At 66.9% G+C, this 23,595-nt stretch carries 23 protein-coding genes and 1 tRNA gene; 11 read left to right on the top strand and 13 right to left on the bottom strand.

Going from position 1 to position 23,595, the window contains the following annotated elements; genetic code table 11:
- Positions 1 to 40: 40 nt before the first annotated feature.
- Positions 41 to 112 (top strand) — tRNA-Thr (locus AB4879_RS11755).
- A 106-nt stretch (positions 113 to 218) separates the two neighbouring features.
- Here AB4879_RS11755 and AB4879_RS11760 read toward each other — a convergent pair.
- Complete coding sequence (locus AB4879_RS11760; RefSeq protein ID WP_370507718.1) at positions 219 to 623, bottom strand: HNH endonuclease; 405 nt, start codon at positions 621 to 623, stop codon at positions 219 to 221.
- A gap of 97 nt (positions 624 to 720) precedes the next feature.
- On the opposite strand from AB4879_RS11760, the gene AB4879_RS11765 reads away from it, so the two are divergent.
- Entirely contained in the window at positions 721 to 1,125 is a 405-nt protein-coding gene (locus AB4879_RS11765; protein WP_370507719.1) for an HNH endonuclease, read from the top strand.
- Here the strand turns inward: AB4879_RS11765 and AB4879_RS11770 are convergent.
- Entirely contained in the window at positions 1,122 to 2,213 is a 1,092-nt protein-coding gene (locus AB4879_RS11770) for a sensor domain-containing diguanylate cyclase (RefSeq protein WP_036346322.1), read from the bottom strand. The two genes, AB4879_RS11765 and AB4879_RS11770, sit on opposite strands and share 4 nt — an antisense overlap.
- 129 nt (positions 2,214 to 2,342) lie before the next feature.
- On the opposite strand from AB4879_RS11770, the gene AB4879_RS11775 reads away from it, so the two are divergent.
- Both AB4879_RS11775 and AB4879_RS11780 read left to right on the top strand, forming a co-directional pair.
- Positions 2,343 to 3,362, top strand: coding sequence for a phosphotransferase family protein (locus tag AB4879_RS11775; protein WP_370507720.1), 1,020 nt, complete (start codon positions 2,343 to 2,345; stop codon positions 3,360 to 3,362).
- Positions 3,359 to 4,120, top strand: coding sequence for an SDR family NAD(P)-dependent oxidoreductase (locus AB4879_RS11780; protein ID WP_370507721.1), 762 nt, complete (start codon positions 3,359 to 3,361; stop codon positions 4,118 to 4,120). Before AB4879_RS11775 ends, AB4879_RS11780 begins: the two co-directional genes overlap by 4 nt.
- Here AB4879_RS11780 and AB4879_RS11785 read toward each other — a convergent pair whose 3' ends face one another.
- Genes AB4879_RS11785 through AB4879_RS11795 form a run of 3 tightly spaced genes read right to left on the bottom strand, consistent with a single transcriptional unit; the run spans position 4,121 to position 6,998 of the window.
- The gene (locus AB4879_RS11785; RefSeq protein ID WP_370507722.1) at positions 4,121 to 4,699 is read right to left on the bottom strand and encodes a TetR/AcrR family transcriptional regulator; all 579 of its coding nucleotides are present in this window, start codon (positions 4,697 to 4,699) and stop codon (positions 4,121 to 4,123) included.
- Positions 4,696 to 5,706: an NAD(P)-dependent alcohol dehydrogenase gene (locus AB4879_RS11790; RefSeq protein WP_370507723.1), complete on the bottom strand. Its 1,011-nt coding sequence runs from the start codon at positions 5,704 to 5,706 to the stop codon at positions 4,696 to 4,698. Before AB4879_RS11790 ends, AB4879_RS11785 begins: the two co-directional genes overlap by 4 nt.
- A complete protein-coding gene (locus AB4879_RS11795; protein WP_370507724.1) occupies positions 5,703 to 6,998 on the bottom strand; it encodes an acyl-CoA dehydrogenase family protein in 1,296 nt (431 codons plus the stop codon). Before AB4879_RS11795 ends, AB4879_RS11790 begins: the two co-directional genes overlap by 4 nt.
- 77 nt (positions 6,999 to 7,075) lie before the next feature.
- On the opposite strand from AB4879_RS11795, the gene AB4879_RS11800 reads away from it, so the two are divergent.
- Positions 7,076 to 8,071 (top strand): NADPH:quinone oxidoreductase family protein, encoded by a 996-nt coding sequence (locus AB4879_RS11800; protein ID WP_370507725.1) that lies wholly within the window; start codon positions 7,076 to 7,078, stop codon positions 8,069 to 8,071.
- Between the two features lie 8 nt (positions 8,072 to 8,079).
- Here the strand turns inward: AB4879_RS11800 and AB4879_RS11805 are convergent, their stop codons facing one another.
- The gene (locus AB4879_RS11805; RefSeq protein ID WP_370507726.1) at positions 8,080 to 8,874 is read right to left on the bottom strand and encodes a DUF2127 domain-containing protein; all 795 of its coding nucleotides are present in this window, start codon (positions 8,872 to 8,874) and stop codon (positions 8,080 to 8,082) included.
- A 184-nt stretch (positions 8,875 to 9,058) separates the two neighbouring features.
- The gene (locus tag AB4879_RS11810; RefSeq protein WP_370507727.1) at positions 9,059 to 9,586 is read right to left on the bottom strand and encodes a hypothetical protein; all 528 of its coding nucleotides are present in this window, start codon (positions 9,584 to 9,586) and stop codon (positions 9,059 to 9,061) included.
- On the opposite strand from AB4879_RS11810, the gene AB4879_RS11815 reads away from it, so the two are divergent.
- Entirely contained in the window at positions 9,543 to 10,862 is a 1,320-nt protein-coding gene (locus AB4879_RS11815) for an Ig-like domain-containing protein (protein WP_370507728.1), read from the top strand. The two genes, AB4879_RS11810 and AB4879_RS11815, sit on opposite strands and share 44 nt — an antisense overlap.
- Before the next feature lie 12 nt (positions 10,863 to 10,874).
- On the opposite strand, the gene AB4879_RS11820 is transcribed toward AB4879_RS11815, so the two are convergent.
- Complete coding sequence (locus AB4879_RS11820) at positions 10,875 to 11,294, bottom strand: hypothetical protein (RefSeq protein ID WP_370507729.1); 420 nt, start codon at positions 11,292 to 11,294, stop codon at positions 10,875 to 10,877.
- Positions 11,295 to 11,450: 156 nt separating this feature from the next.
- On the opposite strand from AB4879_RS11820, the gene AB4879_RS11825 reads away from it, so the two are divergent.
- Both AB4879_RS11825 and AB4879_RS11830 read left to right on the top strand, forming a co-directional pair.
- Complete coding sequence (locus AB4879_RS11825; protein WP_370507730.1) at positions 11,451 to 13,082, top strand: peptidase S53; 1,632 nt, start codon at positions 11,451 to 11,453, stop codon at positions 13,080 to 13,082.
- Positions 13,073 to 14,968: a zinc ribbon domain-containing protein gene (locus AB4879_RS11830; protein ID WP_370507731.1), complete on the top strand. Its 1,896-nt coding sequence runs from the start codon at positions 13,073 to 13,075 to the stop codon at positions 14,966 to 14,968. The genes AB4879_RS11825 and AB4879_RS11830 overlap by 10 nt, the downstream gene beginning before the upstream one ends.
- Before the next feature lie 18 nt (positions 14,969 to 14,986).
- Here AB4879_RS11830 and AB4879_RS11835 read toward each other — a convergent pair whose 3' ends face one another.
- The 3 genes from AB4879_RS11835 to AB4879_RS11845 form a co-directional block, all read right to left on the bottom strand.
- A complete protein-coding gene (locus AB4879_RS11835) occupies positions 14,987 to 15,661 on the bottom strand; it encodes a GAP family protein (RefSeq protein WP_370507732.1) in 675 nt (224 codons plus the stop codon).
- Positions 15,662 to 15,743: 82 nt separating this feature from the next.
- Positions 15,744 to 17,045 (bottom strand): ammonium transporter, encoded by a 1,302-nt coding sequence (locus tag AB4879_RS11840; RefSeq protein WP_102807241.1) that lies wholly within the window; start codon positions 17,043 to 17,045, stop codon positions 15,744 to 15,746.
- Between the two features lie 96 nt (positions 17,046 to 17,141).
- Positions 17,142 to 17,642: a DUF427 domain-containing protein gene (locus AB4879_RS11845; protein ID WP_370507733.1), complete on the bottom strand. Its 501-nt coding sequence runs from the start codon at positions 17,640 to 17,642 to the stop codon at positions 17,142 to 17,144.
- Between the two features lie 17 nt (positions 17,643 to 17,659).
- Here AB4879_RS11845 and AB4879_RS11850 point away from each other — a divergent pair, with 17 nt between their 5' ends.
- Complete coding sequence (locus AB4879_RS11850; protein ID WP_370507734.1) at positions 17,660 to 18,085, top strand: YkvA family protein; 426 nt, start codon at positions 17,660 to 17,662, stop codon at positions 18,083 to 18,085.
- Between the two features lie 103 nt (positions 18,086 to 18,188).
- Positions 18,189 to 20,507, top strand: coding sequence for a xanthine dehydrogenase family protein molybdopterin-binding subunit (locus AB4879_RS11855; protein ID WP_370507735.1), 2,319 nt, complete (start codon positions 18,189 to 18,191; stop codon positions 20,505 to 20,507).
- Here AB4879_RS11855 and AB4879_RS11860 read toward each other — a convergent pair.
- Together AB4879_RS11860 and AB4879_RS11865 are read right to left on the bottom strand one after the other, a co-directional pair.
- Positions 20,504 to 20,998 (bottom strand): (2Fe-2S)-binding protein, encoded by a 495-nt coding sequence (locus AB4879_RS11860; RefSeq protein WP_370507736.1) that lies wholly within the window; start codon positions 20,996 to 20,998, stop codon positions 20,504 to 20,506. The two genes, AB4879_RS11855 and AB4879_RS11860, sit on opposite strands and share 4 nt — an antisense overlap.
- Positions 20,991 to 21,866 (bottom strand): xanthine dehydrogenase family protein subunit M, encoded by an 876-nt coding sequence (locus AB4879_RS11865; RefSeq protein ID WP_370507737.1) that lies wholly within the window; start codon positions 21,864 to 21,866, stop codon positions 20,991 to 20,993. Before AB4879_RS11865 ends, AB4879_RS11860 begins: the two co-directional genes overlap by 8 nt.
- A gap of 140 nt (positions 21,867 to 22,006) precedes the next feature.
- Here AB4879_RS11865 and AB4879_RS11870 point away from each other — a divergent pair, with 140 nt between their 5' ends.
- Entirely contained in the window at positions 22,007 to 23,578 is a 1,572-nt protein-coding gene (locus AB4879_RS11870) for an LCP family protein (protein WP_370507738.1), read from the top strand.
- Positions 23,579 to 23,595: the final 17 nt, after the last annotated feature.

Consider the following 23,595-nt stretch of genomic DNA (forward strand, 5'->3'; position numbering starts at 1 on the left):
GCTAGTCTGTTAAGCGGTTCCGCCCGTTCCGGTCGGCCAAGCCTCCTTAGCTCAGTGGTAGAGCAACATACTTGTAATATGTAGGTCATCGGTTCAATCCCGATAGGGGGCTCTCGAATTGAGAGCATACATGCTGGTAGCGCTCACTTTTGCACACTTCGATCATTCCCGACGCCAGGCCTGTTTGTGCCCTCGACAAGATTCACAGCAAACATTTGCTAGTACGACTGGCCGTTGGCGTAGCGCTGTCGGCGGTAGTGGCGACCGCTACCGCGATTTTTAGCCTTGAATGTCGGCAGCTGGCTGTCACAGTTGGGACAGATGAGCCGCAGATTCTCGCGACGGTTGTTCGTCGCGTTCCCGTCGATGTGATCGATGATCAGCGCTAGGCTCGCGCCGTTCCAATGGCTCGCTATTGCGCAGATGGCGCAGCGCCCATCCTGCTGCGCGTAGAGGTAATCACGGACAAAATGACCTCTATAAGACATGCGGCCGGATGCGCCCGTTTCGAGCCAGGCATCTAAGAGCGCCCGCCGGCGGTACGCCTGTTGACATGCGTTGCTGCAGTACACCTTCTGGCTGCCCTGAATATCGATTCCGCACCCGATGCACGTGACCGTCATGGACTGACGCTACGACTTGCCACCGACAGATTTTGCATTGGAATACGTCGCCTCATCCACGCCAGCGATTGTCGGTGACAGGTCGTAGATTCTGCCCATGAGGCAATGTCGCCAATGTGGCTCTACGCTCGCCAAGCGCAGCCAAAAAGTCTTCTGCAGCAACGCATGTCAGCAGCGCGCCCGGCAGGATGCCAGTACGAAACTCTGGCTCGAGTCCGGTGATGCGTGGCTCGACACCCGCCGTAACCACTACATACGGACCTACCTCAACGAGGCTCAGTCCGGCTGCTGCGCAATCTGCGGTGGATCCAATGTGTGGCTGGGTCTGCACCTGGCCTTTGTGTTGGATCACATCGACGGCGATCCGACCAACAATCGGCGAGAAAACCTGCGACTGATATGTCCGAACTGCGACTCGCAGTTGCCGACGTACAAGGGCCGCAACCGGGGGAAGGGCCGCCATTACCGTCGGCAGCGGTACGCCGACGGTCAGACGTACTAGCCGTCGCCCGACGCCATGACGACCCGATTCCGCCCGCTCTGCTTGGCTTGGTAGAGCGCGCGATCCGCGGCCTGTAGGAGATCTTGCGGTGACGTGGTGTCCGCGTCGGTGGCCGCGACGCCGATGCTGATCGAGATCGGGCGCTTGGGCCACGGCGCACGCTGCACGGCCCGGCGGAACCGCTCGCCGAGCACGAACGCACCCTTGCAGGTGGTTTCGGGGAGCACGACCGCGAACTCCTCGCCGCCGTAGCGGAACAGCGAATCGGAGACCCGGAGTTCGGATTGCAGCAGACGGGCAACCCCACGCAGCACCTCGTCACCGGCCGGGTGTCCGTGGATGTCGTTGAATGCCTTGAACAAATCGACGTCAATCATGATCAGTGACAAGGTGCTGCCGCGGGTTCGCGCCCGCATGCACTCCTCGTCGAGAGTCATGTCGAACGAGCGGCGGTTTTTCACTCCGGTCAACACATCGGTTACCGATTGAGACTCCAGGTGCACCCGCACCTTCTCGATGTCGCGCTGATACTCCTGCAGCAGTTCGACGTACTTCTCCTGGTCCAGCACCGCCTGCTCCAGAGTCTCGATGCTGCGGCGTAGCTCGAGCTGCACGATGATCTCGCGGGACAAAATTGCCAGCGCCTCCCGCTGTGTCTCGCTGAGGGTCCGCGGCTGGCGGTCGATCACACAAATGGTGCCCAGCGCCTCACCGGTCGGCGCCACCAGCGGTGCGCCGGCGTAGAAGCGGATGTGCGGATCGCCGGTCACCAAGGGGTTGGTCGCGAAGCGTTCGTCGGCGGTGGCATCCTCCACGGTCATCACGTCATCGGGCTTCATGATCGCGTGAGCGCAGAACGCCTGCGAACGCGGAGTTTCGCTGACCCCGAGACCGAAGTCGGCTTTGAACCATTGCCGATCCTTGTCCAACAACGAGATGAGCGCGATGGGCGTGCCGCAGATGGCCGACGCCAACTTGACGAAGTCGTCATAGGCCTGTTCCGGCAGCGAGTCCATGATGTTGTAATCCGCAAGGACGTTCAGTCGCTCGCGCTCATTGGCTGGTATCGGAAAAGCGGCCTCTGACATGTGCTCCCCCATCAGTCCTTGACACCAGTCACTGATATCTCACAGCTACCCCCGTCAGTAGGATCTTAACTCGATGGTGGAACGTGGTCGGTGACAACGCCACTACCCACGGTGTACAACGCTTAAGTGGTGACCGACTTCGATGTCCCGCGCTTCAGCGCGTGGCTGGCCGAGGTCACCGGCGAGTCGGCCGACGTGGCGGTGACGCCGATCCGCGGTGGCGGCAGTTGCGAGATGTTCCGCATCGACCGGCTCGGCGAAACCTGGGTGGTGCGCCGCGCCCCCCTCGCCACGGTATCAGACACCGCGCACCAGGTGGTCCGCGAAGCGCGCATCATGGAAATCCTAAAATCACAGGGCATTCCAGTGCCGACAGTCTTGGCCCGCTCCGAAGACCCCGCCATCATCGGCGCACCCTTCTTCGTGATGTCCTTCGTCGACGGTGACGTCATCCGCCGCGACGGCCTGCCCGCGGCGCTACGACAAGACCCGGGGTCGCAGGACAGGATCGGCGAGCAACTCATCGACACCCTGGCGCAGTTGCACGCTGTCGACTGGGCATCGACGCCACTGGCCGAGATGTCCCATCCGCTGGGCTTCCTCGACCGGCAGGTCGACCGCTGGCTCGGCCAGCTCGACAGCTATCGGATCCGCGACCTGCCCGACGTCGACGACCTCGCAACCTGGTTGCGCGACCACGTGCCAGCACACGGCGATCTGACCGTCATGCACGGTGATTACAAGGTGGACAACGTCATCTGGGCACCCACTGCCCCGCCGCGCATCGCCTGCGTCGTGGATTTCGAGATGACCACCGTCGGCGATCCACTCGTCGACCTCGCCTGGGCGATGATCTTCTGGCCCGAGGAGAGCAACCCCATCGCACTGGCCGCCCCCGGCACGCCGAACGGCATCCATCCCGACCACTGCCAAACACCGGAGCAGCTCGTGCAACGGTATGCCCAGTCGACCGGCCGCGACCTGTCCGACTTCACCTGGTATCAGGTGTTCAGCGCGTGGAAACTCGCCATCGTCCTGGAGGGCTCCTACGCCAAACATGTTCGTGGCCAATCCCGCAACCCGGTCCACGAGGTCTTCGGCGTGATCGCAGACGGCCTGATCACCCGCGCCAGGAGGTTTGCCCGATGACAGATCCGCTCTTCGACGTTTCCGGCCGCATCGTGCTGATCACCGGCGGCAGCCGTGGACTCGGCGCCGCCATGAGCATCGGCCTCGCCGCGCGCGGAGCGAAAGTCGTAATCGCCAGCCGCAAGCTCGCCTCCTGCGAGGCACTGGCCGATCGCATCAACAGCCAAGGCGGCGAGGCATTCCCGCTGCAGTGCCACGTCGGCGACTGGGAAAGCCTGCCTGCCGTCGTCGACGCCGCCACCGAACGCTGGGGCCGGCTGGACGGCCTGGTCAACAACGCCGGGATGAGTCCGCTGGCCCCGTCCTTACTCGAAACGTCGGAGACGTTGTTCGACAAGGTGATCGGCGTCAACCTCAAAGGTCCGACCCGCCTCACGGCCCTGGCCGCGAACGCCATGGCGAATACCGGCGGCGGATCGATCGTCAATATCAGTTCGCTCGCGTCGGTGAAACCGACCCCCGTTGCGCCGATCTACGGCGCCGCCAAAGCCGGTCTCAACGCGCTCACCACAGCGACGGCACTCGAATTCGCCTCCGCCGGTGTGCGGGTCAACTGCATCGTCTGCGGAACATTCGACACCGACGCCGCGTCGGGCTTCGTCCGCAACCCGGACGCGCTGCCCGACGTCGTCAAGCCGATTGCACTGGGGCGGGTCGGCCGACCCGAGGAGATCGTCGGCGCCGTGATCTACCTGCTGTCCGACGCGTCGAGCTACACCACCGGATCATTGATGACGATCGACGGTGGCGTCGCCTAGTCAGCTGTCGCGGCGGATCCCCTCGATGAGGTAATCGATGTGCAGCGAGAACAACTCATCGATCTCACCGGCGGTCACGCCATCGGGATGGCTGCCGGCCAGCCGATTACGGCCAACCGGCACGTCGAGCGGCGGATGGTCCATCGCGACGAAGCCCACCGTCGCCCAGGTCAGCAGTCGACAGGCGCGGACCGCGTGCTCGCGCGGCATCCCGTCGCGACGCATGCATTTCAGCAGCGGCCGGGACGCCTCCAGATAGGCTGGTCGCTTCACTTGGAGGAAGAGCCTGCTGTCGGCGGCTTCGGTGAGCCGTTGCCGCAGTTGCGCGGTCCAGCGCCGCGCATAGTCCGGCCATGGTTCATCACTGCCCGGCTCCGGCGCCAGGTCAGCCAGAAAATGGTCGGCCACGGCAGCCAGCAGCGCGTTCTTGTTGCCTATGCGGGCATACACCGGCGGCGGCGTCACCCCGAGCCGGCCCGCCACACTGCGCATGCTGACCGCGTCGAGCCCACCCTCGCGGAGGATGTCGACCGCAGCGGCCACGATTTGTTCAGGGCGCAAGTCGATTTCGCCGGTCATGAGATCTTCAGCGCAATCTTGCCGACGTGTTCGCCGGCCTGCAAGACGCGGACGGCGTCACCCACCTCTGTCCAGTCGAAGACATGACTGATGTGCGGCTTGATCCCGGCGGTGGTGATCAACTCACACAGTTCGACGAAACTCAGCACGCTGCCGACGGTGATGCCGATGACCCGAATGTTGTTGAGCATCAACTCGGCAACCGGTACCGGCGCAGCATCGAACCCCGTGAGCACGCCGATCACCGCCACGGTGCCGCCCATCCGGGCAGCACGCACCGAGTGGGCCAGCGTCTCCGGCCCACCGAGGTCGACCACCAGATCCGCGCCGCGTCCCCCGGTGATTCGCTTGACCTCGTTCTCCCAGTCCGGCGTATCGCGGTAGTTGATGAGATGCGCCGCTCCCAGCGAAGATCCGATCTTGAGCTTCTCATCAGACGATGAGGTCACGATGACGTCCGCACCGAGCGCGTGCGCGAACTGGACGGCGAACAACGAGACACCTCCGGTGCCCTGCGTGACGACCACGTCGCCGCGACCGATTCCGGCCTCCAGCAACGCATTCCACGCGGTGACCCCCGCGCACGGCAGGGTCGCCGCTTCGATGTCACTCAAATGCGGTGGCGTCGCGACCAGCCCATCGCTGGCCGCGATGCGGTACTGCTGCAACCAGCCGTCCCCGCTGTCGCCGGGCAGCTCGGCCTTGGCCTGCGGAGTGGGCGGCCCGTCGTGCCAACCCGGGTGGAAGGCGCTCATCACGCGGTCGCCCACCGAGAAGTCGGTGACATCGGGACCGATCGCCACCACCTCGCCCGCGCCGTCGCTCATCGGGACTCGAGGCCACTCCCCCCAGATCAGCCCGGCCAGATTCACCATGTCGTGATAGTTGACGCTCGACGCGTTGACCTTCACCAGCACTTCACCCGCGCCGGGATCCGGCACCGGCCGCTGCTCCGGTTCCGGCGCCGCCCCTTGCGCCGTCATCACCATCGCCGTGTAGGTGCTCATGCGATTCCCGCTTCCTGCCTCAGCTGTTCCCACTTCTGTTGCGCCGCAGGCCGACGCGACGGCAGATGTTCGGTCGGCCACCCGTCGACAGGCTGATACTTCTTGAGTACATGCCGGGCCAGCACCGACTTGTGCAGCTCATCGGGGCCGTCGCCGATCGATCCGAACCGGGTGATCCGATACCACTGCTCGACAGGCAGATCACCGGAGTACCCCAGCGCTCCACAGACCTGAATCGTGCGGTCGAGCACCGCGAGCACGACCTTCGACACGTGCGCCTTGACCATCCCCAGATCGGCGCGCACCGCACTGGCCCCCAGCCGATCCATCTTCCAGGCGGTGTGGAACGTCAACAACCGCGCGGCCTGAATCTCAGTGTGCGACAACGCGATGAAGTCCTGGACCATCTGATGCTCACCGAGCAGACGCCCGTGCGACTGCCGCGACACGGCGCGCTCCCCCATGATGTCCAGTGCACGTTGCGCCTGTCCGAGCCAGCGCATGGCGTGGTGGATCCGGCCACCACCGAGGCGCTGCTGGGCCAGCAGGAAACCCGCACCCCGCGGCCCGATCAGATGATCCGCCGGTACCCGGCAGTCCCGGAGCACCACCTCGGCGTGGTTACCGCGCCGGCCGTACTCCGGGTCGGCGTGCGCCATTGTGGGAATCTCCCGGACGATCTCGAGCCCGGGCGTATCGGTCGGCACCACGAAAATCGATGCGTGCCGGTGCGGCCGCTTGTCGGCATCGGTCTCGGCCACCACCAGGATGATGTCGGCACACGACGCGTTGGTGGTGAACCACTTGTGGCCGTTGATGATCCAACTGTCTCCGTCGGCCACGGCGGTGGTGGCGATGACGGTGGGGTCGGCGCCGGCCAGGAACGGCTCCGTCAGGGCGAAGGCGCTCGAGATCTCACCGCGCAGATTCGGGAACAGCCACCGTTGCTTCTGCGCCTCGTCGGCGCCGTGGGCGAGCAGTTCCATATTGCCGCTGTCCGGCGCCTGCACACCGAACAGTTCCATCGACACCATGCAGCGGCCGATGATCTCCGACATCAGGGCCAGTTTGAGTTGACCGCCGCCGGTCCCGCCGAGGGCGGGATCGAGGAACATTCCCCAGAGCCCCTGCGCTTTGACCCGGTCCTGCAGATGACGTTTGACCGCCTGCCATTCGTCGGCGGGCAGCTCGGAAAGGATCGGCTCCAGCGGGATCACCTCGGCATCGATGAACTCCCGCATCCACGCCAGCTGCTCGGCGAACTCGGGGTCGGTTTCGAAATCCCACGCCATGACAGCCCTTCCGCCGATCGGATCACAGTGTAATCATGGTGTGATCGTCGAGCGCAACGCCGCGGAGGTACCGACCGATGAGAGCGTGGCAGGTGCACGGCCCCGGCAAGCCCGAGGCCGTTTTGCGGTTGGTGGAGCGCGAAGTGCCCGACCCCGGGCCTGGTCAGGTGCGGGTCCGCGTCGCCGCGGCCGGAATCGGCCTGCCCGATGTCCTGATGTGCCGCGGCACCTACCCGCTCACCCCCGCCGTCCCCTTCACCCCCGGCCAGGAGCTGGCGGGTACGGTCACCGCGGTCGGTCCCGGGATCGACATCCCGATCGGCACCCGGGTCATGGGAGTCAGCGACTTCATGAACGGCAACGGCTCGTTCGCCGAGGAAGCATTGGCGCCTGCGGCGTCGGTCGTCCCGGCGCCCGCGACGCTCGACGACTGCGCCGCCGCCGGCTTCTGGATCCCCAACGTCACCGCGTGGACCGGCCTGGTCGATCGCGGGCAGCTGCGAGCCGGGCAGCGCCTGGCGGTCCTCGGTGCGGCCGGCGGCAGCGGCATCGCGGCCGTCCAACTCGGTAAGGCATTGGGAGCCACAGTGATTGCGGTGGCCGGTGACCAGAGTCGTGCCGAGTTCTGCCGGTCGTTCGGCGCGGACCACGTCGTGGTGGCCAGAGACGACGCCGCCGACGACGGCTGTCCCCTGGCCCAGGCTTTGCGGGAACTCACCGACTGGCGGGGCGTCGACATGATCTTCGACCCGGTCGGCGGGGCTCAGGGCAGCAACGCGATGGGTGCACTGGCCCGCGACGGCCGACACCTCGCCGTCGGTTTCGCCAGCGGCAGCTGGCCGACGGTCGACGTCCAGATGATGGCGGTCACCAACACCTCACTGGTGGGTGTTCTCGCCGCCCCGGAGTCGCGCGAACACACCGAGGAGGTGCTGCGCGGCCTCACCGATCTCCTCGACCGCGGCGCCATCCAGGACACCGTTGGCACGCGGTGGGCGTTCGCCGACGCTCCCGCAGCCCTCACGCACGTTGCCGACCGCAGCCAACCGGGCAAGTGCGTCCTTGCCGTGTGACCAGCGAGTCAGGCCAGGGCAGCCCGTTCGACATCGAGCAACTGCTCGCCGCGCCGTTCCTCGTCATAGGCCTCGCGGCCACCGCGCAGGCCGAACAGTCGCTTGGACACCAGCAGATAGATGACCGCGGCGACGTTGATGACGAACGCTCCCCCGCGCGTGAGCGTGACCCCTTTGCCCAGGAGGTCGTAAACCTCCAACGGCAGGAAGATCGACGTCGCGACCACGGCGAAGTATTCGCCCCAGCGCGACAGCAGCCACAAACCGACACCCTCGATCAGCTCCAGCAGCGCGTAGACCAGCAGCGCGACGAACACCAGCATCAGCGTGCCGGGTGTGGTGGCCAGTGCCTTCTCCAACTCGTGCACGGCGGTCATCTGGTCGACTTTGATTCCCGACGCCCGCAGCAATGGCAGGTCGCGTTCGACGGCGGCTTGGATCGAGCCCTGCGCGCCACGGAACTGCCACACCGCCCACGCGGCAAGCGCGATCAGCAGCGCCCGGACCCACCGCTCCACTGCCAGCGCCCGCACGATGATCGCCTGCCGCAACGCGCCGCCGCGAAGGATCAGCGGGGCGTGGTCGGCCGGGCCGCGGCCATGGGGAGGTCCGATGACGAACTCCCCGCACCGCAGGCAGCGCCACACTTCACCCAGCCCAGTCGTCCCACTCAACCGCTCGGCGAGGGCGGCGTCGTCGGGTGCGTAGGTGACGTGCCCCCGCCGCGCGCAGGTGAACAGTTCCCAGCGGTTGATGCCGCGGGGTGAGTTCGCAGCCTTGCGCTGTTCGTTCGATGTCGCCACCGATCCATCATGTCGCCTCACGATGTCAACTACCTGGGGCGGTCACGATCGGGGCGAACTTCGCGCGTAACCGCTCCACAAAGGCGCCGACTTAGCTTAATATTCGCTGAGAAAGCAAACGGGTGCCCGGCCGCCTCGGCAGTTTGGCACCCACATCGGGGGGTTTGCCTGAAGTCCGCCGACTTCACCGGCAACAGACGACGCACGAAGGCGGTACTTCCATGGCAAATGTCCAGCGTGGCGCACGAGCTGGTGCAGCCGCCGTCGCATTGGGCCTGTCTCTGGTCTGGCCGACCGTCGCCATTGCCAGTGCGGACAGTCCCGACAGCGGTTCGTCCTCCACATCGGCCGGTCCGGCAAAGGCCAAGAGCGGGGTCGCAAAATCGGCTCGCACGGCCAAACCCAGCCAGAACGACACCGCGTCGTCATCGTCGAAGACGCCCTCCGCCGCCAGCAGTAGCAGCCGCAAGCCCACGTCAGCGGCGCGCGTCCACGCCGGCACCCCCGCCACGACGAGCGCCGAGAAGCCCACCGCGCAGTCCAGCCGCACGGTCTCCGATGCCACGTCCGCCGCGAGTGTCACGTCCGCCGCGAGCGCCGACGCCGAGAGCACCCCGGCGCAGACAACCGACAACCAGCAGCCGGCCACCAGTTCCACCACCCAGGCGGTGACCGCCACACCGACCCCGGCGACCGCGAAGGCGACGACCATCACCGCCTTCCGGGTGCCCTCGGCCAGTGCGTCGCCCACCGATGTGTTGACCAGTCTGGTGGGGTCGATTCAGGGGCTTTTCGAGGGCGCTGCTCTGTTGGTGCGCCGCACGTTCTTCAACGAGGCACCGACGGTCGCACCCGTTCAGCTGACCGGTGAGACCACCGGGCCGATCACCGGGACCATCGATGCGACCGACCCCGAGGGCGACCACCTCGTCTACAAGGTGACCCAGCAAGGCCACTACGGCAATGTCGTCGTCAATTCCGACGGCAGCTACACCTACACCCCGAACGACCCGGGCTCGAACATCGTCGACTCCTTCGTCGTCTCGGCCACCGACACCGGGCCGCACATCAACCTGCTCAACTGGTTCCGGACCTCCAGCACCTATGCGGCCGGCTCGATATACCAGGAGCCCGCCGGCACGCCGCGGATCACCTACACCTTCACCTACGGCAACGGCTCGCAGTTCTGGTCCAGTGCCGCTCGCGCCGAGTTGGCCGCAACGGCGATCTACCTGTCGAGCTATTTCGAGCCCCAGTACGACGTCAACATCACCTATGCGGTCACCGGCCAGTACTCGCTGGCGGGTGCGACGCTGGCATCGGCAGGCAGCGACCTGATCAGTGACAATGCCGGCTTCTACGACACCGTGGTGCAGAACAAGATCCTCACCGGTGTGGACTCCAACGGGGCGGCCGCAGACGGCACCATCGACTGGAACTTCGGCTACGGCTGGGGCTACTTCTCGACGGTGCCCGGCGGAAGTTACGACTTCCAGTCCACGGCGATGCACGAGCTGATGCACACCTACGGCTTCCTGTCGGTTGTCGACAGCGTCGCCTCCGGCAACAACGCTGGGCCGAATTGGACCACCTTCGACAAGTTCATGGTGACGAAGAACGGAACCTCGGTGTTCGACGGCACGACGTTCAACACCGCCTACAACCCGAACCTGACCGGAGGTGTCAGCAACGGCATGTACTTCGGCGGTGCCAACGCGATGGCGGCCAACGGCGGCAACCCGGTGCCGCTGTACAGCCCGAACCCGTGGGAGTCCGGCAGCTCGATGTCGCACCTGAACGACGACTACTACACCGGCGCCAACGAGAAACTGATGAACGCCTCATCGGACACCGGGCTGGGCGTCCGGACACTGAGCCCCATCGAGATCGGGATCATGAAGGATCTCGGCTACACGATGGTGTCGGCGTCCCCGACCGTGGCGGTGCTGTTCATCGGCCTGATGCTCGTCCGCCGCCGGCGGCAGTAACACCGCGAACTGTCAGTTGCTGCCTGGGCAGGAGATCGTGAGATAGACGGTCGTGTTGGCAGGCGGGTGATCCCCCTGCAGGCCGTCGACACCGGTGATCTTGCACTCCGACAACGGGCGGTCACTGCCGCTTCCGGCGGAGAAGTTGTACTGGACGTTGTAGCCCTGACTCTGCAGCGCCAGCATGCCGTCCGCCGCGTTCTGATTCTGGTTGAAAGCACGCGGCGGCATCTGGATGACTCCCTTCTCGGTGGGAGACGGGGCTGGTTTGCTCGTCGAGGCGCTACTCGAGGTGGTGGACGACGGGCTCTCCTTGGACGACTGGCCGCATCCCGCTGAAAGACCGGCAACGGCAATGATTGCCAGAAAGCCGCCGGCCAGCGTGAGCTGACGAGACATCGTGACCGACCGATTAATGCCGTGCTTGACCATGCCGCAAAACCTATCGGCCTGCGCGAAACCGTCAAACCCGATCAGCCCTTTCCTGAGGCCGCGTCAAGAGATGTTCGTCCGCGCGCAACCTTCCCGACATCACCACCCCGTCGCGCCGCCGCTGATAGTCTCCGACAAATCGGGGGTGCGGCGACGATGCCCATTGGGTCAATTCGGACACGAAGCGCCAGTCGGGCGAAGTGGATCTCGCTCGTAGCTGTCGCCGCGACCCTTGTCGCCCTTGCGTATTCGGTCACCCCGTCCGACCGGACCCCAGCACTGCCCGGCGCTATCAGCGGTCCGTATGCGTCGCTGCTGACGGCATCCACCGACCTGGGTCCATCCGGCGCCGCTGTGGTCCAGCTGATTGCCGGGCTTCGAGACGATTCCCGACCCGCGGCGCTGATCAGCTGGGCTCAGCAGCACCGACTGTCGGTGCGCTGGCGCCCGGGCGATCACTGGGCCGCGGTGACCGGCGCGGCGTCCGCGGTCGGCCTCGCGTTCGATGTCGCCGTACACGACTTTCGCGGCCGGACCGGTCAGGTCTTCTACGCCTCGCCGCAGCAGCCGGCCGTTCCTACGCCCGTCGTCGGCGATGTGACCGAGCTCGGCCGGATCCTCGGATACGTCCCGCACAACGAATCGGTCCCGGTTATCGTGCCGCTGGATGTGCCCGATCAAGGGCTGGGGCCGGCCGGGCTGCTCCGTACCTACAACGCTGCGCCGCTGCGCGAAAGCGGGTACACCGGTAAAGGTTCGACAGTTCTGGTGTTCGCTTTCGACGGGTTCGACCAAGAGGACCTCGACATGTTCGCGTCCGCCTTCGACTTGCCGAAGTTCACCCCAGAACTGATGGGCGACATGCCATCTCAGCGCAGCGGCGAGGCGACCATGGACCTGGAAGCCATCCATGCCGTGGCCCCCGACGCCAAGACGGTATTGGTCAACGCCCGGGGTACCGTGTCCGGTGACGCCACCTATCAGAAGATCGGCGCCTTGATGGAAGAGGCGGATCGACGTTATCCCGGTGCGATATGGAGCTTTTCGATCGGCTGGGGATGCGACAAGATCGCGACCGCCGCGGATCTGATCCCGGCCCGCTCGGCACTTCGTGCCGCGCTGCGACGCGGCACCACCGCGTTCAACGCCAGCGGCGACCTCGCCGGACTGGAGTGCAAAGGTGGCCACAACTGGTCCTCCCCACCGTCACCCGACGACGTCGGCCTGGATTCGGTGGCCTCTTTGCCGGAGATGACCGATGTCGGCGGTACCACGTTGTCCACCGACGCCGACGGGCGTTGGCTGGCCGAACAGTCGTGGTTCGCACCCGCTATCTCCCACGGCACGGGCGGTGGGGTGTCCAACTTGTTCGAGCGGCCGCCGTGGCAGGCGGGGCTACGCGTGGCGGCTCCGCCCGGACGCCGGCTCACCCCGGACATCGCGGCCGTCGCTGACCCGTACACCGGTGTGCGCATCGTCTTTCGACGCCAGCACGTCATGGGTGGCGGCACCTCGCTCGCCGCGCCGATCTGGGCCGGGATGACAGCGCTGATGAACGACTATCTTCGACGCAACGGCGGCGGCCCCATCGGAGAGCTCAATCCTCTGTTGTACGAGATTGCCCAGGGCGCAAGGCTTCCCGCATTCCGGGACGTCACTCTGGGCGGCAATGCCGTCGATGACGCAGGCCCCGGCTATGACCTCGTGACGGGACTGGGAACTCCGGACCTCGACCATCTGGCACGCGACATTCTGGCGCTGCAGAAATGCGGTGTCGGATGCGGCTGAGCATGGAATGCCCGGCGTGCGGCACCGAGGTTCCCGCCGGGGTGTACTGCGGAACTTGTGGCGCACACCTGAATCCGCAGCCAGGAGATGGCCCGCAGTGGCTGCGCCCGCGCGCGTTCTGCGCCGCGCCGGACGAGCACGTGTTGCGGCCGGCGATTGCCAGTTCGTTGTTTCCGCACCTGAGTCAATTCTCCCGCACACCATTCAATCTGGGGCTCGTCCTCATCGTCGTGGCGATGGCGGTCGCCATCCAGTTGGCTCTGCCCGGCGCCTTGGTGACCGTCTCGGCGCTCGGCCTGCCGCTGCTGTTCGCGATCTACCGGCACCAGTCCGGGATCTACCGCGACATTCCGCGCAGTTCGCTGGTGATCACCGTCGTGTTGGGGATTGCGATGGGCGTCGGCTGGGTCTTTCTGACCGGTGATCTGGTGATCCGGGAAACGGGGGCACCATTTGATGCCGGTATCGCCGGGCGCCGAGTGCTGCGCGACGGCCTCGGGGTCGCCGAGGGCGGGGCTCTGTTGATGATGATTCCCGCCGTTGTCGTGCGACTGGTGCGGCCGGGAGCGCGGGAATCGTTGAACGGCTTCGTGATAGGCGTTCTGTCGGCTCTGAGCTTCACCGCGGCGGCGACGTTCACCCGGCTTGCACCGCAGTTCGCGGCCGCTACCGTCGCCAAGAACAGGCCGGTGGAGTGGCTGCTGGTGGAAGCCGGCATCCGCGGGCTGGCGATACCGCTCACCGCGGCCTGCGCCGGCGGATTGATCGGTGCCGCACTGTGGTTCAAGCGTCCGGCCGGTGCGGTCCGGTGGCGACGGTCTTTGGTGGTCGCCGCGTTGACGGTCTTCGGGACCATCGTGTTGGGGGTCTACGCGATCGTCGGCATCACCGACGTCGCCGGCCTTGCACAGGAGAAGATGCTCGCCCTGCACATCGCGATGGCGTTGGTCGCACTGCTCGCACTGCGCCTCGGTCTGCAACTCGCCCTGCTACACGAGCAGCCCGATCCGGTGCGTGGCGAGCCGCTGCTGTGTCTGCACTGCCGAAACGTGGTGCCCGAGATGGCGTTCTGTCCGTCCTGCGGTGCGGCAAACCACGCGTCATCGGCCAAGTCCCGAGCCGACCGGCGGGCGGTCATCCCGACGGCAGGAGCGCAGACCGACGCGGCAACCGAGCTCTGGCCGGGATACTCGGTGGATGCGCAGACATACACCTCACCACCGTTGTCTCGCACGTCGAGCGTCCGCGTACTGAGCTCGTGGCTGGTGGTGATCGTGGTGATCACTACGCCGCTGATCGCCCTGTCCGCAAGCATCTCCGAGCCGGCTGTCGTCTACAACTGCCCGCCGGATTGCGGTCGGCCGCCCACCGGAACGCCGGTCGCGGCGCTGCCCCGGTTCACCGCGCCCGACGGCCGGTTCTCGGTGTCCTACCCCGCACCTGGCTCGGCCTACGATCTCTCTTTCGCCGACGACGGTGTGACGGCGCGGTTCACCGGCGGGGACGGCGGCACGATGAAGCTGTGGGGCATCCCGGCCGGCGGAAAGTCGGCCAGAGAGGTCGCCGAGGCATTCCTGGCGGCGCGCTATCCGGACGCCCGGACGGCCTACGAGATCCCGAACGCGATGGTCGGCTACCAGTTCGGCTACGGCGAGGTCGCCGACATCTGGCCGCAGGACGGCGACGCCAGTTACCGGCATCTGCGGCTGGTGATCCTCGTCGCGGTCAAGCACGACCTGGCGCTGATCGCCGGGGCCATCGGTCCCTACCGCCAGTTCGGCCCGACGTTCGGCCCCGGCCGGCCGGCGAGCGCCAACCTGGAATTGGCAATGGACTTGGACAAATACGTCAACAGCTTCTCCTGGCAGGGCGATCCGGCACGCTGACCGATGAGCGTCCGACGGTCAGCGGCCGAATATTCCGGTGATCAGCAGCACCGCACCGATGACCACCAGCGCGACCGCGCTGATCTCGGCTTGGCGGCGCTGAATCCACGCCCGCAACCGCTCCAGCGATCGGTCGAATCGCGTGGCCGCCACCGCGTGGGCCAGCACCGGCAGAAGTGTTCCCGAACCCGCCACCACCACGAAGTACCCCACCGCGACAACCTGAGCGGCAGGCCCGAGCGTGGCCGCGTCGATCGCCAAACCCGCTGCGGCACAAGCGACGATGATCTTCGGGTTGAGAACTCCGAACGCCACTCCGATCGCCGCGGTGCGGGCCGGGGACCATCTGCCGATGGCGTCGAGCCAGTGCGACGATCGCACGGCTTTCTTTCGCCGCAACCACAGCCACCCGCCGGTCACGATCAGCGCGACGCCGCCGACCAGCCGCAGACGCAACTGCCAGACCGATGACGTCTCGGCCGAGCCGCCCACGAGCCTGGGGACATTCAGGAAAAGCACCGTCAACACCGTCAGCCCGGTCACCCAGCCGGCCGCGAACGCCAGTCCCGCGGCGCGGGGCCGCGCGGAATACAGCACCAGCAGCAAGGCCGGCAGTATCGAGATCGGCGAGAGTGCCACCACCAACGCCAGCGGAATCAGCTCGGCGGACACCGTAGCCCAGTCACCCGACACCCATCACCTCCGGTCAGCAGCGCCAAGTTACGCAGTCCGGGCCGCCGGCGACAGCCTTGCGCGCAGCGTAATTCGAGGGCGGTCAGTCCTCGTCGGCGGCGTCGGATCGCGGCCTCGGGTCGCCGAACAGCGGGCGCCGCAGCGGCTGATGCCCGTGCACACCCTCGGCGTAGGCGGTTTCGGCGTGCTGGGTGAAGTCCACCCCCGCGGTCTCGTCCTCAGGGCTGAGCCGGAAGCCCATCGTCCGATCGATGAGTTTGGCGAGCGCGAACGACATGATGAACGCGTACGCCGCCACCACGACCATCGCGACCGCCTGCTTACCAAGTTGAGCCAGTCCGCCGCCATAGAAAAGGCCCTGCGGGCCGCCGGTCATCACCGCGGTGGCCAGGAAGCCGATCAGCAGCACGCCGACCACGCCGCCGACGAAGTGCACACCGACCACGTCGAGCGAGTCGTCATAGCCGAACCGGAATTTCAGGCCGATCGCGAACGAACACACGACGCCCGCCGCCACCCCGACGATCGCGGCTCCGAGGGTGTTCACGGTGCCGCACGAGGGTGTGATCGCGACCAGCCCCGCGACGACCCCGGAGGCCGCGCCGAACGTCGTCGGCCGCCCGTCGCGAATCTGCTCGACCGACAACCAGCCGAGCATGCCCAGGCAGCCGGCCACCAAAGTGTTGAGGAAGATGGCCGCCGCCGTGCCGTTGGCAGCGAGCGCGGATCCGGCGTTGAAGCCGAACCAGCCGAACCACAGCAGTCCGACGCCCAGCAGAACGAAGGGCAGGTTGTGCGGGCGCATCGCGTCGACCTTGAACCCGATGCGCGGACCCAACACCAGGGCCAGGGCCAGCGCGGAGGACCCGGAGACGATCTCGACGACCAGGCCGCCGGCGTAGTCGAGTACCCCGAGCTTGAAGAGCCAGCCGCCCGGGGCCCAGACCCAGTGCGCGACAACGGCATACACCACGATGGACCAGACCGGCACGAAGATCATCCACGCGGCGAACTTGGCCCGGTCGGCGATCGCACCGCTGATCAGCGCGGCGGTGATGATCGCGAAGCTGAGCTGAAATGTGGAGAAGAGCAGTTCGGGAACCTGGCCGTGCACAGTGCCGGGGCCGATTCCGGCCATCCCGATGTGCGACAGATCGCCGATCACCCCGCCGAGGCTGGTTCCGGAAAACGCAAGCGTGTAGCCGAACAGCAACCAGGCCACGGTGACCAGCGGAATGGCGATGAAGCTCATCATGATCATGTTGAGCACACCGGTGGTGCGGACCATGCCGCCGTAAAAGATGGCCAGTCCCGGTGTCATCAACAGGACGAGCGCTGTGCTGGCCAGCAGCCACGCGGTGGCGGCAGGATCGATCGCTTGCAAAGTCCGGCTCCTTCGACGGTCCCGACGAGAATGTCGGCGCGAAGTTTCGACGGTGCGGCGATCATGTTTCAGGCGTGTTTCGCGCGGCTCACACCGTCACCAGCCCATCGAGCCGGGGATTCCCTTGAACGGACCGACCACCCGGCTGGTGATCCAGCCGCCGTAGAACCCGCCCGGTTGGGGCACGACCGTCTCACCGTCGACGGTGCACCGGTCGACCAAGCTGGCCATCACCGCGACGGCACCGGCAATCTCGGCGAACGGAGGCGTCGGCCGGGGATAGGTCCACGCCGCCCTGGACGCCACCGCATCGCTGGCCACCAGGTCGTAGTAGCGCGCCTGCCCTTTCCATTCGCACATCGATGCTCCCGGCGCATCGCGCAGGACACCGTCGGAGAAAGCCTCCCGCGGTAGGTAGTAGGTCGGCGGATGACTGGTCTCGAGCACTCGCCAGCTGCGGGTGGTGGTTGCGACCACGCGGCCGCCGAGTTCAACGGTGATCGTGCCCGCGAACGGCTCCAGGCGCGGCGGACGCGGGTAATCCCACACTGATTCCTGGCCCGGGCCTGCCTGCTCCGGTGTCGGCCACTCGTTCATGCTTCGACGATACGAAGATGGACGGCGTGATGGGTGACTGGTGGCTGATTCCGGTCTCGCTCGCCACCGCCCTGGTCGTGGCGTGGCTGGTCCTGGCGATCACACTGTGGGTCAGCAAACCCGACCAGGTCGGCATCACCGACCTGCTTCGCCTGCTGCCCGACACGGTGCGGTTGCTCAAGCGGCTGGCCGCCGACCGGCAGCTGCCGCGCCGCATCCGCGTCGTTCTCGCCGGCGTGCTGATATTTCTGGCCTCGCCCATCGACCTGATTCCCGACTTCATCCCGGTGCTCGGCTACGCCGACGACGTGATCATCACGGCCCTCGCGCTGCGCTGGGTCACCCGCACCGCGGGGCCGGAGGCGCTGGCGAGGCACTGGCCGGGGACGCCCGCCGGACTGGCCGCGCTGCGCCGGTTGTGCCGGTTGCCCGATCCGGTTTGACCAACCCTCGGTGACGATGGCCGCCTCCTTCGGTACGCTCTGCTGAGCGACTGCTTAGCGCTGTCGTGATCCGGCTCGCCGACGACGCATTGGAGCGAACGCCATGGCCGCACCAGCCACCCGCTACGCGGGAACCCGTGTCCCGCGGGTCGAGGACACTCGCCTGCTCACCGGGCACGGCACCTATGTCGATGACGTCGTCCGGCCAGGCATGCTGCATGCCTGCTTCGTGCGCAGCCCGTTCGCGCACGCCCGGATCAACCGCATCGACACCTCGGCGGCCGTGGCCATGCCCGGTGTGCATGCGGTCCTCACCGCGGCCGATCTGAACGGCGACGTCCACGAGGCGTGGCACGCGGTGGCGGGCAAGGACGTCGCGGACACCCCGCGCCCGCCGCTGGCCGAGGGTGAGGTGAAGTTCGTCGGAGACCCCATTGCGATCGTGATCGCCGAGAACCGCTACCTCGCCGAGGACGCCCTCGAACTGATCGACGTGGACTACGACCCGCTGCCCGCGATCGCCGATTTCACCAGGGCCGTGGGCCACGAGGCGGTGGTCCACGAGGCCTACCCCGACAACGTCGCCGGTGGCCTGGCCGGAGCGCCGCCCGACGAAGAGGCGTTCGCCGCGGCCGCCTATGTCGCCGACGAACGGATCTATCAGCAGACCCACGTGCCGGTGCCGATCGAGACCCGCGGGCTGGTCGTCGAATGGGTCGCCGCGACACAGGAACTCACCTTGTGGGCCTCCACCCAGACGCCGCACGAATTGCGCGCCTTCGCCGCGCGGCTGCTCGGCATCCCGGCCCAGGGCGTGCGGGTGATCGCCCGGGACACCGGCGGCGGTTTCGGCCAGAAGGTCGTTCCGATGCGCGAGGACATGTGCATCCTGCTGGCCGCGCGCAAGGTCTCGGCACCGCTGAAGTGGATCGAGGACCGCCGCGAGAACCTGATGTCGGCCGGGCAGGCCCGTCACGTCGACGGCCGGGCGCGAATGGCATTCGACGCCGACGGTGCGATCACCGCCGTCGACATCGACTTCATCCAGGACATCGGCGCCTACCCCACCCCGTACCCGGTGCTGACGACCGCCGCGATCGGAATGTTCTTCCCCGGCCCCTACCGGGTGCCCAAGTCGAGCTTCAACTACAAGACGGTGTTCACCAACACCAGCGGTCTGGCCGCCTACCGCGGACCCTGGCAGTACGAAACCCTCACGCGGGAAATACTTCTCGACATAGCAGCCCGCAAGATGGGCATCGATCCGGTCGAGCTGCGCCGCAAGAATCTGCTCCGCCGCGACGAGATGCCGTTCTTCAACCCCAACGGCATGCCGTACGACCACGTCGCGCCGATGGAAACCTTCGAACAGGCCGTCAAGATCCTCGACCATGAAGGCTTCCGCAAGGAGCAGGCCGAGGCGCTGGCGCAGGGACGCTACCTCGGGCTCGGATTCTCGGCCTACATCGAGCCGACCGGGGCCGCGACAGGACACCTGGCCACCGAGGGCTGCACCATCCGGATGGAGCCGACCGGCAAGATCAATGTGTACGTGAACGGCGGCTCGAGCGGCAACAGCATCGAGACCACCGTCGTGCAACTGACCGCCGACGCGCTCGGCGCCGACATCGCCGATGTGTCGACGATTCAGGGCGACACCGCGGTGACGCCGTACGGCGCAGGCACCCAGGGCAGCCGCAGCGGACCGATGACCGCAGGCGCGGTCAACGACGCGGGCACGATCCTGCGTGGCCAGCTGGTGGCGATGGCGGCCCACGTGCTCGGCGTGCCGGAGGACGATATCGAGCTGGCCAACTCGAAGGCCACCTCCCGCGAAGATTCCTCCAAGAGTGTGTCTTTCGCGGATCTGGCCTATCGGTCCTACTACGAGCCCCAACAGCTCGCGCCGGGGATGGCGGCCACGCTGGAGGCCACCGCGCGATTCACCTCGCAGACGATGATCCACTGGGCCAACGCCACTCACGCCTGCACGTGCGAGGTGGACGTCACCACCGGCCGGGTCACGCTGACCCGCTACATCGTCAGCGAGGATGTCGGCCCGATGATCAACCCCAACATCGTCGAGGGGCAGATCGCCGGCGGCACCGTGCAGGGCATCGGCGGCGCATTGTTGGAGAACCTCGTGTATGACGACGAGGGAAATCCGTTGTCCACCACGTTCGTCGACTACCTGCTGCCCACCGCGACCGAGGTACCGCCGATCGAGTACGGGCACGTCGAGGTGCCCAGCCCGGGCGTCGGCGGCTACAAGGGATGCGGCGAGGGCGGTGCCATCGGCTCGACGCCCGCGGTGATCAACGCGATCAATGACGCCCTGGCCCCGCTCGGGGTGACGGTCACGACGTTGCCTGCCACGCCGTCACAGATCGTCGCCATGATCGAGGCGGCCGCGACCGATTAGGTTGCGGCCGCCCCGGTTTCGACACCGCTTTCCGCGGCTTGGTGCACCGCGTTGACGATGCCCTGATAGCCGGTGCAGCGACAGAAGTTGCCCGACAGGCCCTCGCGGATCTCCTCGTCGGTGGGATGCGGGTTGTCGCGCAGCAGCGCGGTGATCGACATGACGAATCCCGGTGTGCAGAAGCCACATTGCAGCCCGTGACAGTCACGCAGGGCAGCCTGTACCGGCGACAGCTCACCGTCGGCCGAAGCCACCCCTTCGACGGTGGACACCTCGGCATCCTCGGCCTGCACCGCGAACACCAGGCACGACCGCACCGCGGCCCCGTCGAGCAGCACCGTGCAGGCGCCGCATGAGCCGTGCTCGCATCCCAGGTGCGTTCCGGTCAGGCCGCACCGCTCACGCAGGAAGTCGGCCAGGGTCAGCCGCGGCTCGACGGTCGCCTCATAGGGAGTCCCGTTGACGGACAACCGGATCGGACGTTCATGCATCGAAGGCCTCCTTGACCGCTGCCCGCCAGGCTTGCGCGGCCATGGCCGCGCCGACTTTTCGCCGGTAGTCGGCCGAACCCTGCAGGTCGGCCGGGATGTCGTCGAGTCCGGTCATCGCGAGCTCACCGATCTCCTCGGCGGTGACGTCGCCGACCGGGCGGCCTGCGATGGCCGCCTCGGCGGCTGACGCTCGCCTCGGTGTGGCGGACAGTCCCAGCAGTCCGATGGCGCTGCGCCGAACCTTGTCGTCGTGGTCGAGTTCGACGGCGGCCACGGCACCGGCGATCGCGAAATCCCCATGCCGGCGGGCGAATTCCTCGACCGCGAAGCCGCACCGGCCGGACCAGACCGGGAAGCGCAGACCCACCAGCACCTCGTCGGCTGCCATCGCGGTCTCCCACACCCCGGCGAAGAACTCGCCGGCCGGGATCTCACGCCGCCCGGATACCGACACCGCCTCGATCGTGGCGTCGAGCGCCAGGGCGACGGCGCCGTATTCGGCCGCCGGGTCGGCGTGCGCGATCGACCCGCCGATGGTGCCCCGGCTGCGAATCTGGAAGTGCCCGATCAGCGGCGTGGCCCTGGTCAACAACGGCACGCTGGTGCGGACCCGTTCGTCGGCGCCGACCACCGCGTGGGTGGTGCCACCGCCGATCCACACGGAGTCGCCGTCGGCCCTGATGCCCTTCATCTCGCCGAGGCGCGAGATGTCGATCAGGTTGTCGAAGAACGCCAGGCGCATCGACAGCATCGGAACCAGGCTCTGTCCGCCCCCGAGGAGCTTGGCGTCGTCACCGAATTCGCTGAGCATCTGAGTCGCGGCGGCGACGCTGTCGGGCCGGTGATAGTCGAAGGGCGCCGGCTTCATCGGCGGCCGCCGCAGGTAGTCATGCTGAGCATGTGCTCAGCATAGCGGGCGGCGCAAGGCCTGGACGGATCCGTCCGGGTCCCGCTGGGCCACCCGGCCTAGCTGGGGCCTCACCAGCAATTGCCCGCATACTGTCGGTCATGGATCCGTCGCCGCCCTCACGTGCGGCCGCCGCGGGCAACCGCCGTGGCCGTCACCGAGAGCGGTCCAACACCGGCCGCCGGCGGGCGCTGCGCACCATCGTCCAGACCGTGGCCGGCCTGGTCTCGGTGGTCGTGGTGACGCTCACCGGGCTGGCGTACTCCCAAGCACACGGACTGCTCAGCGGAATCACGGTGTCGCAGGCGCTCGGCTCCGACGAGCCGCGGTCCAGCGGTGGCGCGATGAACATCCTGCTGATCGGGCTGGACTCCCGGAAAGATCAAGACGGAAACGAACTGCCCGACGAGGTGCTCGACAAGCTGCACGCCGGCGACTCGGACTCGGGCGGCTACAACACCAACACGCTGATCCTGGTGCACATCAGCGCCGACGACCATGTCGTCGCGTTCTCGATACCGCGCGACGACTACGTCGCCGTCAGCGGGATCAAGGGCTACAGCCACATCAAGATCAAAGAGGCCTACGGGCTGACGAAGTTCCAGACCGAGCAGAAGTTGGTCGACGAGGGCATCGGCGACCGCAAAGAACTCGAGCGCGCGGGACGAGAGGCCGGCCGCAAAGCGACGATCCGTGCCGTCCGCAACTTGACCGGACAGCCCATCGACTACTTCGCCGAAGTCAACCTCGCGAGCTTCTATCACCTGGCGGACAGCCTGGGCGGCGTGGACGTCTGCCTCAACCACGCCGTACACGACGACTACTCGGGCGCCGATTTCCCGGCCGGCCCGCAGCGACTCAATGCCGAGCAGGCGCTGGCGTTCGTGCGGCAGCGGCACGGCCTGGAGAACGGGGACCTCGACCGCACCCATCGTCAACAGGCCTTCCTCCTGTCGGTCTCGCGCGAGCTGCAGCAGTCGGGCTCGTTCACCGATCTGGACAAGTTCAAGCGCCTGATGGATGTCGCCCGCCAGGACATCGTGTTGTCGCAGGGGTGGGGTGAGGACCAGTTCCGCAGGATGGCCGCGCTTGCCGGCGGCGACGTCGAGTTCCGAACCCTGCCGGTGGTGCGCTACGACACCATCAACGGCCAGGACGTCAACATCGTCGACCCGGCCAAGATCCGCGCCGAGATCGCCAGAGCGATCGGCGGCGACTCGGCGTCGGTGACCACTACCGCTGCGCCTCAACCACTTCCGCCGCCGAATCCGCACACCGTCGTCAGCGTGGTCAACGCCAGCGACACCTCGGGGCTGGCCTCGCAGGCGGCAAGCCTGCTCGGCAAGCACGAGTTCACGATCAGCGAGGTCCGAGACCGCGAGTCAGGCGAGCCCATCGACACGGTGATCACCTACGGAGCCGGGGCGCAGACCGATGCCCAGTCGGTGGCCACGCTGCTGGGCGTGGACAACGCCCCGCAGGCCACCGGCTCGGTGGCCGCCGACCACATCCGGGTGGTTCTCGGCCAGGGCTACGACCTACCGCCGGAGCAGCCGCAGACCGAGGACACCGTGGCGACCTCGACGGCCCGCAGCTGGTCGGAGATGACGGTCACGCCCACTCCGGACCAGGGCGCTCCGATCGACGGTGGCAAGGTGCCCTGCGTGAATTGAGGCTCGTGCCGAGTCCA

Source organism: Mycobacterium sp. SA01 (genome assembly GCF_041287105.1).
Taxonomy (GTDB): Bacteria; Actinomycetota; Actinomycetes; order Mycobacteriales; family Mycobacteriaceae; genus Mycobacterium.

Coding starts and splice junctions, on each gene's coding strand:
- AB4879_RS11760 (WP_370507718.1), bottom strand. CDS start 623: ATGACGGTCACGTGCATCGGGTGCGGAATCGATATTCAGGGCAGCCAG.
- AB4879_RS11870 (WP_370507738.1), top strand. CDS start 22,007: ATGGATCCGTCGCCGCCCTCACGTGCGGCCGCCGCGGGCAACCGCCGT.
- AB4879_RS11845 (WP_370507733.1), bottom strand. CDS start 17,642: ATGAACGAGTGGCCGACACCGGAGCAGGCAGGCCCGGGCCAGGAATCA.
- AB4879_RS11785 (WP_370507722.1), bottom strand. CDS start 4,699: ATGACCGGCGAAATCGACTTGCGCCCTGAACAAATCGTGGCCGCTGCG.
- AB4879_RS11860 (WP_370507736.1), bottom strand. CDS start 20,998: ATGCATGAACGTCCGATCCGGTTGTCCGTCAACGGGACTCCCTATGAG.
- AB4879_RS11825 (WP_370507730.1), top strand. CDS start 11,451: ATGCCCATTGGGTCAATTCGGACACGAAGCGCCAGTCGGGCGAAGTGG.
- AB4879_RS11820 (WP_370507729.1), bottom strand. CDS start 11,294: ATGGTCAAGCACGGCATTAATCGGTCGGTCACGATGTCTCGTCAGCTC.
- AB4879_RS11770 (WP_036346322.1), bottom strand. CDS start 2,213: ATGTCAGAGGCCGCTTTTCCGATACCAGCCAATGAGCGCGAGCGACTG.
- AB4879_RS11795 (WP_370507724.1), bottom strand. CDS start 6,998: ATGGCGTGGGATTTCGAAACCGACCCCGAGTTCGCCGAGCAGCTGGCG.
- AB4879_RS11790 (WP_370507723.1), bottom strand. CDS start 5,706: ATGAGCACCTACACGGCGATGGTGATGACGGCGCAAGGGGCGGCGCCG.
- AB4879_RS11865 (WP_370507737.1), bottom strand. CDS start 21,866: ATGAAGCCGGCGCCCTTCGACTATCACCGGCCCGACAGCGTCGCCGCC.
- AB4879_RS11850 (WP_370507734.1), top strand. CDS start 17,660: ATGGACGGCGTGATGGGTGACTGGTGGCTGATTCCGGTCTCGCTCGCC.
- AB4879_RS11765 (WP_370507719.1), top strand. CDS start 721: ATGAGGCAATGTCGCCAATGTGGCTCTACGCTCGCCAAGCGCAGCCAA.
- AB4879_RS11810 (WP_370507727.1), bottom strand. CDS start 9,586: ATGGTCGTCGCCTTCGCGGTCGCCGGGGTCGGTGTGGCGGTCACCGCC.
- AB4879_RS11830 (WP_370507731.1), top strand. CDS start 13,073: ATGCGGCTGAGCATGGAATGCCCGGCGTGCGGCACCGAGGTTCCCGCC.
- AB4879_RS11855 (WP_370507735.1), top strand. CDS start 18,189: ATGGCCGCACCAGCCACCCGCTACGCGGGAACCCGTGTCCCGCGGGTC.
- AB4879_RS11800 (WP_370507725.1), top strand. CDS start 7,076: ATGAGAGCGTGGCAGGTGCACGGCCCCGGCAAGCCCGAGGCCGTTTTG.
- AB4879_RS11780 (WP_370507721.1), top strand. CDS start 3,359: ATGACAGATCCGCTCTTCGACGTTTCCGGCCGCATCGTGCTGATCACC.